Annotated in this window: 14 protein-coding genes; 5 read left to right on the forward strand and 9 right to left on the reverse strand. The window is 24.5% G+C overall.

Annotated features, from left to right (window positions below; all coding sequences use genetic code 11):
• Positions 1-132 precede the first annotated feature (132 nt).
• A complete protein-coding gene (locus Q0087_RS06380; RefSeq protein WP_297898848.1) occupies positions 133-1077 on the reverse strand; it encodes a DUF166 domain-containing protein in 945 nt (314 codons plus the stop codon).
• 210 nt (positions 1078-1287) lie between these two features.
• Entirely contained in the window at positions 1288-1785 is a 498-nt protein-coding gene (locus tag Q0087_RS06385; protein ID WP_297898849.1) for a methyl-coenzyme M reductase family protein, read from the reverse strand.
• 369 nt (positions 1786-2154) lie between these two features.
• Here Q0087_RS06385 and Q0087_RS06390 point away from each other — a divergent pair, with 369 nt between their 5' ends.
• Positions 2155-2598 (forward strand): hypothetical protein, encoded by a 444-nt coding sequence (locus Q0087_RS06390; protein ID WP_297898850.1) that lies wholly within the window; start codon positions 2155-2157, stop codon positions 2596-2598.
• A gap of 79 nt (positions 2599-2677) precedes the next feature.
• Positions 2678-3184 (forward strand): hypothetical protein, encoded by a 507-nt coding sequence (locus Q0087_RS06395; protein WP_297898851.1) that lies wholly within the window; start codon positions 2678-2680, stop codon positions 3182-3184.
• Positions 3185-3286: 102 nt separating this feature from the next.
• On the opposite strand, the gene Q0087_RS06400 is transcribed toward Q0087_RS06395, so the two are convergent.
• The 4 genes from Q0087_RS06400 to metG form a co-directional block, all read right to left on the reverse strand.
• The gene (locus tag Q0087_RS06400) at positions 3287-4306 is read right to left on the reverse strand and encodes a glycosyltransferase 4 family protein (protein ID WP_297898875.1); all 1020 of its coding nucleotides are present in this window, start codon (positions 4304-4306) and stop codon (positions 3287-3289) included.
• A gap of 191 nt (positions 4307-4497) precedes the next feature.
• Positions 4498-5004 carry a resolvase gene (locus tag Q0087_RS06405; RefSeq protein WP_297898852.1) on the reverse strand — a complete coding sequence of 169 codons (507 nt, stop codon included), beginning with the start codon at positions 5002-5004 and terminating at the stop codon, positions 4498-4500.
• A 65-nt stretch (positions 5005-5069) separates the two neighbouring features.
• Positions 5070-6743, reverse strand: coding sequence for a DUF530 domain-containing protein (locus Q0087_RS06410; protein ID WP_297898853.1), 1674 nt, complete (start codon positions 6741-6743; stop codon positions 5070-5072).
• Between the two features lie 314 nt (positions 6744-7057).
• Positions 7058-9103, reverse strand: a complete 2046-nt coding sequence (gene metG / locus Q0087_RS06415; RefSeq protein ID WP_297898876.1) for a methionine--tRNA ligase — start codon at positions 9101-9103, stop codon at positions 7058-7060.
• A gap of 514 nt (positions 9104-9617) precedes the next feature.
• Between metG and Q0087_RS06420 the strand changes: the two genes are divergently transcribed.
• From Q0087_RS06420 to Q0087_RS06430, 3 genes are all read left to right on the forward strand, one after another.
• Complete coding sequence (locus tag Q0087_RS06420) at positions 9618-10979, forward strand: DNA primase (RefSeq protein WP_297898854.1); 1362 nt, start codon at positions 9618-9620, stop codon at positions 10977-10979.
• A 214-nt stretch (positions 10980-11193) separates the two neighbouring features.
• A complete protein-coding gene (gene priS, locus Q0087_RS06425; RefSeq protein WP_297898877.1) occupies positions 11194-12168 on the forward strand; it encodes a DNA primase catalytic subunit PriS in 975 nt (324 codons plus the stop codon).
• 72 nt (positions 12169-12240) lie between these two features.
• Complete coding sequence (locus Q0087_RS06430; RefSeq protein ID WP_297898855.1) at positions 12241-12681, forward strand: GNAT family N-acetyltransferase; 441 nt, start codon at positions 12241-12243, stop codon at positions 12679-12681.
• Between the two features lie 169 nt (positions 12682-12850).
• Here the strand turns inward: Q0087_RS06430 and cca are convergent, their stop codons facing one another.
• The 3 genes from cca to Q0087_RS06445 form a co-directional block, all read right to left on the reverse strand.
• Complete coding sequence (cca, locus tag Q0087_RS06435; RefSeq protein ID WP_297898856.1) at positions 12851-14326, reverse strand: CCA tRNA nucleotidyltransferase; 1476 nt, start codon at positions 14324-14326, stop codon at positions 12851-12853.
• Between the two features lie 329 nt (positions 14327-14655).
• Positions 14656-15231 carry an RNA 2',3'-cyclic phosphodiesterase gene (gene thpR, locus Q0087_RS06440; protein WP_297898857.1) on the reverse strand — a complete coding sequence of 192 codons (576 nt, stop codon included), beginning with the start codon at positions 15229-15231 and terminating at the stop codon, positions 14656-14658.
• A gap of 13 nt (positions 15232-15244) precedes the next feature.
• Positions 15245-16381, reverse strand: a complete 1137-nt coding sequence (locus tag Q0087_RS06445) for a 3-dehydroquinate synthase II (RefSeq protein WP_297898858.1) — start codon at positions 16379-16381, stop codon at positions 15245-15247.
• Positions 16382-16388: the final 7 nt, after the last annotated feature.

Genomic DNA, 16388 nt, shown 5'->3' on the forward strand with positions numbered 1-16388 from the left:
ACTAATACTAATACTAATACTAATACTAATACTAATACTAATACTAATACTAATGTATTCTTAATTAATTATTAGTTTATCTATTATCTTATTAGCTAATTATATAATATTATAATCAATATATATTTTTATTTAATCTTTATCCTTATCAACATTAACCTTTTTTTCGTAGACTTCAATAGCTCCATATGGACACTCGCGTATACAGATTTCACATACTCCACATGATGCAGGATCAATTACAGCTTTGCCATTTTCATCATGATATATAGTATTAACACCAGTAAGTACATTTGGACAACAATTTAAGCATACATTTTCACATTCTTCGAGACCTTCACAAACTTCTGAATCAACTATTGGAACTTTGCAAGTAAAACCAAGAGCTCTTTTTATGGCTTCTTTAGTACGATAACTAGCAATATGAAGTACTGTATCTCCAGTTATGTTATCACTAGCCATTGAGGCAACACATGGAAAATTATGGAGTTTATTGTTTGCTTCAAATTCAGCATCTTTAACAGATATTCCTTTTAGATTTTCAGCTATAAACCAACTTGAACCACAAGGTGCACCCCTTATTACATTTATAGAAGAAATAGTGCTATTTAAATCAGTTTCATCTGTTTCACTATCTGTTTTTATCTCAAATTTTGGTTTACCAAAGATTTCTGCAAATTTGTCTATATATTTATCGCCTATAGGAGTTAATCCACAAAATGGTTTTGGGAATATGATTGTTTTATTTTCGCTTAATTCGCCTTTGATTTCATTTTGAAGACCTATTGGTAGTTGTTTTGGATGATAAATAGGTGCAATTACAGATTGAGCTCCTGATTTTTGAACTACTTCTGGAATAACCATATTTATGTCTCCATAAAGTCCTACTGCTATTATTAAATCTGAATCTGGAATATTTTCTGGTATATATCCACTTATATCGTCTATAAATTCGGGCAAATCATCTTTTGAAGGGAATTCATGTATTCCTACAATATTTGGTGCAAATCCATGAGTAGCTATTCCATTTACTATTTTAGATCCATACTCTCCTGAACTAAGTATAAAAATCCTCATATTATCCTCTCTACCATAAAATTATTTAAATTCATTTGTTTTTTAAATATTATATATTATTTATAATTTTCATGATAATTAATTTTATATTAATTTTATATTAATTAGTTTTTAATTAGCTTTTAATTAATTTTTTAGTTTTTATTTATAATATTTTTAGCTTTAATTTATTATCAGCATTGATTTTCATTGGATTTTAGATTTTCTCATCTATTTTTTAATCTTGAAATAACTAGTTTTTTCTTTTTCTATTCTTTTTATTATTTCCATTTCTTCCATTAGTATTAATAAGTTAGTAATTTTTTCTAAAAATTCCTCTTTATTTATTGTTATTTCATTTTTTCTGTTTTTTATTTTGATAAATTCATTATTATCTATTAAATTAGCTACTATCTCGTCAATACTTGATAATTTGTTAATTTTTAACTTTTTATAAATTTCAAATATTATTATTACTTTTTCACTTTCTTTTTCTTCCATTTTCACTTGTTCGATGGATCCTTTAATATTTTTAGCAAAAAATTCTATTTCTTCTTTTTCCCCCACTGGAGCAAGAATTAGTACATTAATCTCTTCACTTAAAAAATACATTCCTCTGCTAATTTTAAAACTTTCCATTTCAATTATTAATCCACCAATATCTTCAATGAATTCTTTAAATTCATTAAATTTATAAACTCCTCCAGTAAATAATAATAATTCATACATTTTTCTCAACTAATATTTATTATTATACTTCTAATTATATTATTATTTCTATTCAGATACTTTTATTTTTAAAAAAGATATTTTAATTAGCTCTGTTAAATATTTTTATTATTTAAATCAATTTTTATCATTTTATTTAATTTTTAATATTTTACTTAATTATTTTTGATTAAATTTGTATTTTGATTAACTTTCTATTTTGATTAACTTTGTATTTTGATTAACTTTGTATTTTGATTAGATTTTATATATTTAATAATCTTATTTTCTTTAATAATTTTATTCTTTTATTAGAAAATTTCTTATTTAATACATTTTTATATAAAAAAATCAGTTAATCATTTAAATATTAAAAAATAATCTTTTTTCATGGATTCAAAAGGATTATACACTATTGATTTTTTATTTTCAATATTTTTTACTTTAATTATTGGAATTGTTATGTTTAATATAGTTGGAACTAATTTAGAAAATGAGAAAATTATTGAAGAAGATTTAAATGGGAGAACTTTAATTGATGAAATAGCTAATATTATAAACCAAGTTAATTCAAATTACTTAGGATATGGAAAAACGATTGAAATTCCATATAATATTTCTGAAAATTATTTTTCACTAACTATAAATCAAAATGAAGTCTTATTAGAATTTAAAAATAAAAAAGCTGAGTCTAAAATAATACCTGTTAGAATAATTAATATTAATAATGATCTGGTTGATGATTTTAAAATGTATCCTGGAAATTCATATAAGATTAAAAAATCAATAGATAAAAATAATATGACAGGAGTTCAAGTTTATAAAATTAACTAATTTAATTTGTAAATATTTATAATTTCTTGATCTATTTTTTAAAATTTTTAGAATAATTAATGAGATAATTGAGGATAATATGATAATTAAAAATGAGAATAAAGGGCAAGGATCAATAGAATTTCTTTTTTTAATTAGCTTTAGTATAGTTACAGTTTTATTAATGGCTAATTTTTTAGGCAATATCTATGATTTCAATTTAGCTATTCTTGCAGCTAAAAACGGAATTAACCCTGGTTTAAATGCTGGAAGAATAAGTGTTCTTGAAGAAAGTGCTTATGATAAATATAAAATTAATAACACTGTTTTAATACATCCTAATTCTATAAAAATAGTAAAAATAGAAACAATCAATAGGGGTTTTGATGATAGATATAATAAAACTAGCATTCAAATAAGGGTTTATGCTTCTTCTACTTCACTAATCTCAAGGGAAGATATGGTTTCTATTGGGGAAAAAATAAATTTTAGTTTAAGAAAAAGTATAACATTAGCTTTTAATACAAATAATTTATCTAATGGGTTATATAACCCTTGTTTTTCTAAAAAACATTTATACACAACAGCAAATGTTCAATGGGTTTGATAATATTTAAATTAATTATTAAGCTATCAATTATTTAATAGCTTAATTTAATATTATTATATATTTATTTTCTATTAATATTATAAAATTTTCATAATATTATTAGAATAAATAATATAAAATATCTTTATACTTAATAAATTGGGCTAAAGTAGTGTTTCCAATTACACTTGGAAGAATTATTGCTACAATGATTCCTAATATTCCAAATACAATTCCTATTCCCCAAATAATTCTCACAGCCTCTTTTTCACTAATAGGTTTTCTAAGAACTAACCTAATCAATGATTTAAAACCTTGATCGGGAATTATAAGCTTACCTTCTTCATTAACTTCAGTTGGTCTATGTTGTTGTCTCTCCATAACTCCTGCACTATAAAATTTCATTGATGCATCAAGTATATTTGGAATAAGGACTATGAATGCAATTAATTTCATCCTACCAATAAATGCAATTGCTGCTATTGTCGCTCCAATAATTAAAGTTCCTGTATCTCCAGGAAAAACTCTTGAAGGGTATTTATTGTAAAGTAAAAATGCAATTAATGCTCCTAACATACTCATACTTATGATTGCCACGTCATATTTCCCAAGAATTATGCAGGATATGGTTAAAGAGGTCATAGCTATTACACCAAGACCAGATTCAATTCCATTTAACCCTGCTAGCATATTTGTAAGATTAGCTACAATTGAAACTGCTATTGGGATTAAAATTATATAAAGTAATCCTACATTTGGAGGTGCTATCCATATTAATGGTATGCCTGCTAAAAATAGTAATATGAACTTTTCTTTTGATGATAATGTTAAAAGATCGTCTACCATTCCAATAATCCCAACAAGGAGAATAACCAATAAAACAACTGTTAATGGGAAAGTTAACACAGGATGTAAATAGATACCAGCAAATATTCCTATTATAAATCCAAATAATATTCCAATTCCACCCATTTCAGCAACTATTGGTTTAGCAGTTTTATGAATATCTTTCCCTATTATGTTTGCTCTTTCAAGTTTATTTATCAATCTAGGCATTGTAAACCTAGTTACAAAAAACCCTAAAATACCACACACAGCAGAAATCAAGACTATTGAAATGTCTGGATTTGTAATAAGCATATTTGTCAATTTTTCACCTTTAAATATTTAATAATCCTTGATTTAAGTTATTTTATTTCTTATTAATTAAATTTAAATTATTATTTATCTTTAAGTCTAATTTTTGTAAATAATTTATTAGTTTTTAGTATTTATTAGTTATTATTAGTTTTTATTAGTTTTTATTAGTTATTATTAGTTATTATTAGTTTTTAACCATTTTTTATTATATAATAAATAGTTCTAATGGGAATTTTTTCTTTTTTTGCAATTTTTTGTGCTGAAACTCCAGATTTATATAAATTTTTAATCCTAGTTCTTATTGAGTCATCATATTTATTCTTTTTTCCTCTTTTAAGTTTAATTTTTTCTTTATCATAACTATTTTTCATATAATAAACAGTTTTTAAAGGCAAATTTAACTGTTCAGCTATTTCAAATGGAGTACTCCCATTTTTTATTAAATCAATAATTTCTTTCTTTTTTTCATCAGAATACTTTTTTGGAGTTCTCCAATTATGTTTAACTTCTACATCTATTTCTAATTCTTCTAAAACTTCTAAATATTTTTTTGAAATTCTATTATATATACTAGGAGGACAAGTAATTTTTTTTAGGTTAGGATATTTATCCATTAAGTCAACAATCATTTTTGAACTTAATTGGGAGCTAATATGGACATTGGAACCGTTTTCGTTATTTTCTTCTTCAATTACCATTTTAACTTATATAATATAATTTATTTCTTTTTCAATATTAATTTATTTATTTTTACTAAAATAAACTACTTATTTTTTATCATTTCTAGGAATTTTTTAGATTTATTACTTTTTGGTTTTTTAAAGGTATCAATATTTTTAATTTCTTTTTCAACACTTTTTTCTGTGACATTAAATGTTTTTGAAGATAATGAAACTGGTACATTACAATTAGAGCTTATCACAGCTGCACCAAGTGCTACATAGTTAATTTTAATGTTAGATCCTTTTATTTTTTTCTCTAAGTTGAATTTTTTATTTAGTAATAAATCCATATTATTTAATTCAATAATTTTCTCAGTTTCACTATTTTTAAGGATATTGACAGACTCTTTATTCATATTTTCAAAAATTTTTCGTTGTTTTCTATCAATATCACTTCTTAGATATGGAAATGGTCCACCATACCTCTTTCGCCTATCTTGAGAAGTTGTTAAGTAATATTTAAATATGTCCCATAATATTAATGTTGAAGCTACTTCTGAAAAAACTTTTCTTTCAATATTCTTTCTTTTATTAATATCTTGTTTTAATTGAGGGTCTAAATTTTCTCTTTTACTCATCAATCCAACAGTTTTTAACCTATTTTCAGTTTCAAACCTTCTCCATTCTTCTAATGAGTCTTCACCAACAATAAATTTAGGTCTTTGTAATTTTATATCCCTTACTATTTCATCATATTTGGCTAATTTATAAATATTACTAATTTTGTCTTTAAAAACTGATTCTTTATTATTTTGAACGATAGTTTCTGCATATTTTGCATAACCTATGGCCAATGCAGTTCTTGCATGCTTATCATTAATTATAGTTGGTTTAGTTCGATGGAATTGTAGAAATTCTATTCTTACATTTCTACCATATTGCTTTCTTATTTCTTCTTCATAGTTATTAACATATTCTGAGTCTAAAGATACTCTTTTTCTAATCCAACGATCATTTTCTTTAAACTTAACTACTGCTGAGACAGTTTTAACAACACCCTTTCGTTCCTGTTTCAAAATACTTAAAACCTTTTTGAAAGATTCTCTGCCCCAACTTGTCATTCCTGACATTAAAACCATATAATTTCCAGATAATGGTAAATATTGTATTATTTCTAGCCTATAAACTCCTGTTTTATTAATTTCAAACTTAAATTCATTGCTTCCACAGGAACATTCTTCTAGAATTATATTTTCATCATCACTCTTAATATTTTTATTCTCACTTTCTTTTCTATTATTCTCTCTATTTTCTTTATTATCTTCTTTATTATCTTCTTTTTTAGTTAATTCCATGAAAATAGAGGGTTTGTATGTTTTAGAGCAAGATTCACATTTAAAAATTCCAAACTCTTCTAAATGCCCAATAGCTATTTTATGTGCATCAATTGCGGATTTAACACGGTCTAATATGTTTTTTTTAGCTGTTGCTTTCATCCTGAAATATTGTCCATGCCTATTTATTTCACTAATTTCTTCAAAAGCAACATCTCCTGAAACATTTGATCCATATTTATTCAAAGATCTATATGGTGCAGTATAACCTTTTAGATCCATATCATCTTTCATTTCATGTAGCTTATTTAATCTTTCTGTAAACTTACAATAAACTGATTTAAATACTTCTATTTTAGAAATATTTTCCAAATTTACTTTTTCATTTTGGATTTTGTTTAAATATTTTTCAGTCTTACTTATAAGAATAGACTCATCCATTTAATCACCGTGAGGACTTAACACTTACAATAATTTGAGAATAACGCCAATTTCATTATTATTGAAGTGTGAAGGTATAATAGGATTTAATTTTTATTTTATAATGTTTAAAATATGTTAATCTCTTGTTTCATATTTAACATTATTTTTTTATTATACTCTTTTTTTCATTCATTTTTTATTTTTATTAAATTGTTTAATTAGTTTATTAAATTATATTCATTATAATTATTCTAATTAATTTTTATTTCTAATTATTTTATTAAAAAATTTTAATTATTTATCAAAATTGTTTTAGTAGTATAATTTTGAAATTATCTTATATTTTCTCCTATTTCTCCATTTTCACAAGCTAATAATGTAGCACTGTCGGTTGCAAGTATCATTCCTTCAGATTTAACTCCAAATAATTTTGCAGGAGGTAAGTTAACCAATACAACAACTTTTTTATTTATTAATTCTTCAGGAGAATATTTTTTTCCAATTCCTGCTACAACTTGTATCTGTTTTTCTTTTATATTTACTTGCAATTTTAATAACTTATTAGAACCTTCAATCTTTTCAGCTTCCAATATTTCTCCTATTCTAATGTCCATCTTTGCAAAATCGTCTATAGTAATTTTTTCACTCAATTTTTCATCTCCAGTCTCTATTGAATTTGTATTGTTATTTATTTCTTTTTCATTTTCTTTATCTTCTAAATTTTTATAAAGATCTTTCTTTTCTTTTTCAAGTGTTTCTTCTTCTATTTTTTTAAATAAAGGTTTTGCTTTATTTATTTCATGATGGAATTCTATAGGAATTTTCGAGTCATTCCATTTTGCTTCATTAGAAATATTTAATATATTACAAATCTCTTGAGCTTTATTTGGTATATATGGTTTTAAAATTATAGCTAAGACTTTTGTAAGCTGATTACATAGATATAAACAGTTAGATGCACGTTGATGGTCATCTTTAATAGCTTTCCAAGGTTCTTGATCATTGAAATATTTATTTCCTTTTTTAGCTATTTTTATTATCTCAACAAGCCCTTCTCTAAATTTAAACTCTTCAATTAGTTTTCCCACAGTGTTTGGTATCTCTTCAATGTCCACTTCAAAAGCTCTATCGTCATCATTTGGTTTATTGTATTCTGGAACTTTATTATCAAAAAACTTTTTAGTAAATGTAAATGTTCTATGTAAAAAATTTCCAAGTACATCTGCTAGTTCATCATTAATTCTTCTTCCAAAATCATCCCAAGAAAAGTCAGTATCTTTACTTAAAGGAGCATTTATTGTAAGATAATATCTTAATAAATCACTATCATATTTTTTAACAAAATCTTCTACCCAAATTACCCAATTTTGACTTGTGGACATTTTTCTCCCTTCAAGTGAAAGATATTCGCCTGCAATAATATTAGTTGGGAGTCTACAGCCGTATCCTTCTAAAAGAGATGTCCAAAATAGTGCATGATGGTATATTATATCTTTTCCAATAAAATGAATTGTGGTATCATTCCAATAGTCTTCCCATTTTTCACCAGTTTCTTTTGACCATTGTACTGCAGAAGAAATGTATCCTAAGAATGCTTCTCCCCATACATATATTATTTTTCCTTCTACTCCTTCAAGTGGAATTGGAATGCCCCATTCCATATCTCTACTCAATATCCAATCATTTAATCCTTCTTTTAGCCAATTTTTAGCATAATTTTTTACATTTGCAGGCATTTCTTTGTTAGAATTTATATATTCTTCAATACTCTTTTGAAAACTACTGAGTCTGAAGAAATAATGATTTGATTCTTTTATTATGGGGGTATGGCCGCAAGTTAAACATTTAGGATCTATTAGGTCTCCTACATCTAAATGCCTACCACAACTTTCACAATGGTCTCCTCTTGCACCCTCAGATTTACAATACTTACATGTTCCTTCCACATATCTGTCAGGTAAAAATTTTTTACATTTTTCACAATACAATTGTTTTATCTTCTTTTCATAGATTAAATCCTTTTTATATAAATCTAAAAAGAAATTTTGAGCTATATCATAGTGAGTTTGATCTGTGGTTCGTGTAAAACTATCGAAGGATATATCACATGATTTTAAATCATTTACAATCATTTCATGATATCTTGTAGCTATTTCAATAGGTTTTTTACCTTCTTTATCTGCTTTTACTGCAATTGGAGTTCCATGTTCATCAGTTGCTCCAACAAGTAATACTTCATTTTCAATCATCCTATTATATCTAGCATAAATGTCTGCTGGGATATAAGTTGATCTTAAATGCCCTAAATGACAGGGTCCATTAGCATATGGAAGTGCACATGAAATAAATATTTTAGACATCTTTTTCCTCCTATTAATTAATTTTTTATTTTGTTAAAGTTATTTGATAAATTTTAATTCTTTTATTATAATTTTGTAAGAATTAGATAGTATTTTATTATATCTAAAAAACATAGAATATTTAAAAAATTAAATATGTTATATCTCTACTTTTTTTCTTATATAAATTTGATGTTTAATTTTAAAATAGCTATTTATTAATTATACTTATAATAAACTCTTTTAAACAACTAATTATTAATTAATCATTATTTCAACATTTTAAAATATTTTTAATAGAATATATTAATTATTATGTATTTAAAAAAGAATATAATAATCTCTCATATAAAAATTAACAATATCTTTATTTCTTATTTATTTTTAACATTTTTTATAATAATATAAATTATACAAATAATCTTTTTTATTTAATAAATATTAATAAAAAAAATATTGTTTTATAATTAAATTTTTTATAATTTTTTGTAAGTAATTTTTTATAATTTTTTTATAAATAATTTTTTTAATGATTAATGATAAAATAAATAATATGGTTTTATTGTCATTTATAAATCCTCTTTCTGAAGAAGGTCAAGAGATAGTTAAGAAAAAAGGAAATCTTGAGGATGTATTTTATAATAATGATGAATTAGTTTATATAGTTACTCATGATAAACGTCAAAATATTAGTGATGATTATTTGATACCTAAGAGCTATGCAGATTTAGCTATTAAGCGTATAGAATGGTTTATTGAACGTAAAAATAATAAAAATTTTATCAATGATGATTATAGCTATCTTTTAAATGAAGAGATAGCTGAAGCAGATATTATTTCTTTTCATTTACTTTCTCAAGCTATAGCTACTAATTTTAATATTAATTCTCGTGAATCTAGATTATTTGTAGAATCTCAAGGAAAGCTCATTGAAGAAAGATTAGTTAAATTAATGCCTAATGAAAGAAAAGAAATTGTTAATAGTTTACTCAATCAATTGATATTTGATGAAAAAATTAGTTGGATATTTTTAAAAGATTTAGTGGCTTCTAAAAAGATTTCTCTCACTGATTTAGTTCTTGATGAAGGAAAGATAATATTAAATAAGGAGGATTTTATCAATCGTTTTGGGGATAAATTTAGAGATAGGGCTCCAGATAGAATGTATGATATTATAATTGGGGATAGTATTAAAGAATTAATATTAACTAAAATGATAATGCAAAATACTGAAAACTATCTTAAAAAAATAAAAGAAATGTCTTCTACAATTGAAATCCATCCAGCTATTTCTAAACTTGCTGAAGGAATAACTAAAACTATTAATAAACTCAATGCTAAGTATAGTGATTATTATGGTCCAAGTGGGCAAGATGGCTATATGAAAATTGGAAAATTAATAAAAGAAGCTTTTCCTCCATGTATAGCTAATACTGTTGAAGGTGTTTCATCGGGAGGAAGAAATGACGCAATTGTTCTCCTTTTAACCTCTTTTATTTCTTATGCTCGTTTATATCCGGGAATTTTTAAAAATGAGGGAGTTGATGTAAAGGTATCTGACATTGATCCTAATCTAACAATAACTTTAAATGAGATTTTACCTCTTATTTATGAAGCTGCAGATAATTGTTCTCCTCCATTATTTGAGGATCAACCTCAGGAAAAAATCAATATTACTTCAAAACTTGGTTTTGGAATGCATAATAATCCTGATCTTGAAAATGAAGGAGAAACTAAATGGTATACTCCTATGAGTTGTGAAAAAATTAAAATGCATTTACCTCAGCTATGTAGGCCTGATAAAACATGTGAAAAAATTGGAAACCCTCTTTCTTATTATTCGAGAGCTAAGTGGGAGCTTCAAAAACAAGGAAAGACAAAACAAAAAGTTGAAAATCAAACTGAAAATGAATAATAAATTGAAAATGAATATAATTTATTAAAATAAACTATATTTTATTATAATATATTTTAATTCCAATTTGGGGTTTTAATTCCTTTTGGGTTTTTTGATTATATTCATTAAGATTAATTATATATTATAATATTATTATTATTATTATTATTTAATTTTAGTGTATTATGTTAATTTAGATGTAAAAAATATTTAGTAAATATTTGGTGATATTATTTTTGAGCCAGCTACTTTAGAAGAAAGAAGAAGGTATTATCGGGATGAATGGTCGGATAAAGATTTACCTGAATTTATATTAAATGGTCTTAATAAACGTGAATTTGGATTTGATCATTTAGGACATGGTCCTAATGATAGATATAAAGTTTTTAAGGGTAAAGATTCTCTTCGACGTTTTTTAAGATATAAAACTCCTTTTGCAGCTTATATTTCGGTTGCTTTTTATGAAAATCCTAGAAGAAGAGGGGATTGGATTAAATCAGAGTATGTTTTTGATGTTGATGCTAAAGATATTCCTATAAGATCATGTAATTGTGATGGTGTTTGTGAAATATGTCTAGGAGAAGCTCTTGAAATTGTAAATAATCTAATTGATACTTTAGAAGGAGATATAGGTTTAAAAAATATTCATTTAATATATTCTGGAAGAGGATATCATATAAGAATCTTAGATGAGGAAATTATGGGTTCTGATAGTGACCTTCGATCAGAAATATTAAAATATGTAGCTGGAGCTGAAGTTCCAAATTTGCAATATGGAAATATTGAAGGTGGAACTGGAAGTAGCTATAACTTTGAACATTTTTCTATTCCTATAGCATATCCAAAGATATTCACAGATAGGACTAAATATAATATTCAACATTTAACTGGAAAAGAGTCTATTGATGGAATTAATCCTAAATTGTTGAAAGATATTATTAAAAATAGGGAACTACTTGAAGACAACCAGTGGGGAATTTTTAAAAGTAAGATAGGTCCTAGAAGATATAAAGATATGGTTAAATCTATGGCTAGAGTCAATTTAGCTACTATTGATGCAAAAGTTTCTATTGATCTTAAAAGAATTCTCAGGCTTCCCACTTCTCTTCATTCAAAGGTTAGTATGAAATGTACTGAAGTTAAAGATAGAGAATGGTTTGATCCACTTAAAAGTGCAGTTCCTAAATTTGTTGAAGAAAGAGATTAGCTGATAATTTTTTTTAGTATAAAAAGTAATTTCTTTGATTTTTTGTAGTTTTATAATTTTTGGAGAGTTTTTATGGAATTTTTTATAGGAAAAAAAGAACATTTAGAGGGAATATTAAATCTTTATAAACAATTACACCCAGATGAAAATCCGATAAGGCTAGATAAAGCTGAGGAGATATGGAACTTAGCTATAAATGATAATATAAAATATTTTATAGCAATTGAAAATAAAAAAGTAATAGCTTCTGTTTTTATAGTTATAATTCCTAATTTAACTCATGAAGGTAGACCAATAGGAATTATTGAAAACCTTATTATTGATAAAAATTATAGAAGTAAAGGAATTGGAAAAGAGATTGTTAAAATGGCAGTTGAATATGGAAAAAAACAAAATTGTCATAGAATAGCTCTACAAAGTAATAATGATAGGATTGATGCTCATAAATTTTATAAAAAAATAGGATTTAATCCTAATTTAAAAACATCTTTTGAATTAGATTTAAAAAAATAAATTAATTAGATATATTATTTTAATTATATTATTATCATTATCATTATCATTATTATTATTATTATTTAAAACTTGAAATGTATAAATAATTGCAATAATAAAATTTTCTTTGTATAAATATTATTTTTTCATGTATAAAGATAAAATTATATTTATAGATATATTTATTTTATCTTTTTAAGAGTTGTCCAGGATTTAAAAAATCGTCTAAAAATTCCATTAATTCTAAATTTTCATTTAATAATTCTTCTTTTAATAAATTTTTCATTGTGTTCAGTTTATATGTATCTATTAAAAGACATTTCATATTTTTTCCAACTTTTATATTGTTTATATTTTCTTTTGTTAAAATATTTTTAATGAAATCTTTTGCAGAGTTAAACTGTCTTTTTTTATTTAAAACTAGTTTGTCTTCAATAATGTAATAATTTTCTGGATGTGATTTTATGAAATTATCACAAGCTTTTCTATCCCAAACCTTAGGACCTTCATGAATATAATAATTGCTCTGTTTGTAAACATTTAATTCAAATATGAATAACCCAATTTTTTTCTCATCAGTCCAATAATCACTTTTGAAGACAGAAAAATCATTATCCTCTAATTTTTCTTCAATAGATTCTTGGGTTTTTTTAAGCTGAGGATGAATTGAATCAACTGGAATATCTGGAATATTAAATTTTATTGTAATTGTTTTAGTTTTTCTATCTTTAAATTGTTCATAAACTGATTTATAAGAATTTTCAAGGTTTAATTCCTTATTATGTTTATTATTATATTTCTTTTTATTATATTTATTCTCATTATATTTTTTATTATAATAATTTTCCGGGTTAATTCTATAGAAAAACTTTATTTTATCTTTTTCATCAGAGTTTAGAAAATTTCTAGAAGCTATAACAAATTCTGCCATTTTTTCTTTTTTCAATGCTGCTCCAACATTTCTATTTTTATCTGTTGGGTCAATAGCTATAAGTGGATCTTTAAATGATTTTTCTGTTTTGTAATTTTTTAAATCAATAACTGTTTTATTTCTCCAATTAGATGCTGCTTTTAAAGTTTCTTCAAAGTTATTATATCTTAATATTAATATTTCACAAAGATATCCTGCAAATCCGCCTACTTTAAATTCTGATCCATAAGTACCAACTGCACTCATAAATCTTTTTAGAAGTAGAACTTCTTCTTTTTGTTTTTCTGTTTTTAAGTGTTTTTGAATATAATTGGTATGTAAAATTGTCCTATCTACTGCGGATTTCAATTCTTCAGCATTATATATTTTATAACATGGAACAAAATCAACATCATATCCATTAATATGGCTAGTAAGATAAGGGTGAGATGCATAATGTTCTTCAGCTATTCCATTTAAATGTTTACTACATTCATATCCTAAATAAAGGCCTTTTTCTTTTAGATAATCTTCATCTGATTCAAGTTGAAAATTAATAAAGATATCAATATCTGAACTTCCAGACAACCAAGTTCCTTTTGCTATTGAACCTACAAGTTTAGCTTCAACATCAATATTTTCCTCTTTAGATTTATTATTGATATAGTTAATAGCATCCCTAGCAATTTCATGAACTTTTTCTATTTCCAATTCTGTAGGTTTTATTTCTTTTAATATTTTTTTATAGTCCATAAAATCACTTAATAATATTAATAATTATAAACTTTGGTTAATTAAAATAATATTTAAAATAATATTTAAAATAATATTTATAATAATATTTGAAATAATATTTATAATAATATTTATACTAATAATTTATAATAATAGTAGCCTATAATAATCCATAATAGTTTACTAATAATAGCTATAATATGGCCGTAATAATAGCTAGAATAATAGCTAGAATAATAGCTAAATGAGTTTTGCAATAATATTCCATAATTAATATAAAATAATAACTAAATAAATCTGAGATAATATTTATTATTAATAGTTATAATTATATTTTAGAATTTGAATTATAAATCAAAAATTTTGATTTCAGAGTAAATAGGTCCATTTGGAGTTAGCTCACTCTTTTTTAAAGATATTTTTTCAATATCCATATTCCCAATTTCAATATCTTTTAATTCTCTTATTTTTGATTTAAATTCTTTTTTATCTCTTAAATTTCTTATTCTTCCTATTGTAATATGAGTTTTAAAGTTTTTATCTAATTTAAATCCAATTTTTTTAAATTCTGAGTCTAATTTTTCATGTAATTTAGTTAAAAAGGGGTTGTTTTCAGATCCAACCCATAAAACTTTCATATAATTTTCATTTGGGAAAGTTCCAATTCCTTTAATAGATATTTGGTTAGAAAATTCATCTTTCAAATTATTTTCATTTAAAACTTTTCTTATAACATTTTTAACTTCAATGATTTTCTTTTTATCTATGTCTCCAAAAAATTTAAGTGTAAAATGAAAATTTTCTTTTTCAACATATTTTATATTATTTTCAGTTTTTTTAAATTCATTTTGAACTTTCAAGATATTCTGAATTAAATCTTGATTAATATCAATAGCTAAAAAACAACGATATTTTTCACTCATAATTTCACAAAAACTATTTTTCAATTATTGTTTCTTCTATTGACATTCCAAAGTGTCTTGCTCCTTTATCAATAAATACTTTAATTTTATCTCCAATTTGGATGTCTGATACTGAAATAGCTTCCTCTTTATCATTCACAAGCCTTATTGTTTCAGCGTTTTGTAATAATGATTTTATTTTAATTCCATCAAATTCTGCTTCTATTAATATAAGGGGCCTTTTTTCTATTTTGACTCTACCTACTATAACAGTTCTACTTTCACCATCTTTATCTACAGCTAGAACCTCATCACCAGTTTCAAGCTCAGATAAGTATTTTGTTTTATTGCCTGGAACCATAATATATGCTTGAACTGGCCCCGCATTTACTCTAAAAGGCCTTGAAGCAACGTATTCACTCTCAAGAGATTCACTATGGACTAGAAACATGGCTTTTGAATAAGAACCAATTAACATACCTTCACCTTGAGACATCATGGAAGTTGTATCAATACATACTCTATCTCCACTGCCTACAGGTTTAATGTTGGTAATTGTAGCTTCTTTTAAATCGTATTCTTCATTAGAAGCATCTTCAATTATTTTGGCAATTTCTTTTATCTGTTTAAATGTTTTTGGTTGGAATATAACTCCATCAGAACCAGTTTCTAAAGTTTCAATAGCTAATTTAGCTTCTTCTGGACTATTCACAGCAGCAATTAGTTTTACTTCTTCACTTTGAAGATCAGCAATTATATTTTCAAGTGGGATGACTGTCCAATCTTTCCCTACAAGTATTAAATAGTCAACTACTTTTCCCAAAACTCTAGCTAACTCTTCATGTTTTTTACTATTGATTTCAACATATGCTACAACTTTTTTTCCTTTATTTTTAAGGTTTTTAGCTATTTCCAAGTCGATAGAATCATTTAAATCCGTGTTAATGTCTAATTTTAGAGTTCCATCTCCTTCTCCGTTGTTTCCAACAAGACATATATCTGCATTTTCATCTTCGCTTATAATTTTTATGTTTCCTAATTTTTTTATATTATTAATATCTTTCAAATCTAAAACATAATCAATTCCAGATTCAAGTGCAGTAGTAATTAAGTCTTTTTTTTCTTCCCATTCCTTATCTGGGGACATAATCCAAGCGAATTTTTCAGTCAAAATCAAA

This window comes from uncultured Methanobrevibacter sp. (genome assembly GCF_937881195.1).
GTDB lineage: Archaea > Methanobacteriota > Methanobacteria > Methanobacteriales > Methanobacteriaceae > Methanobinarius.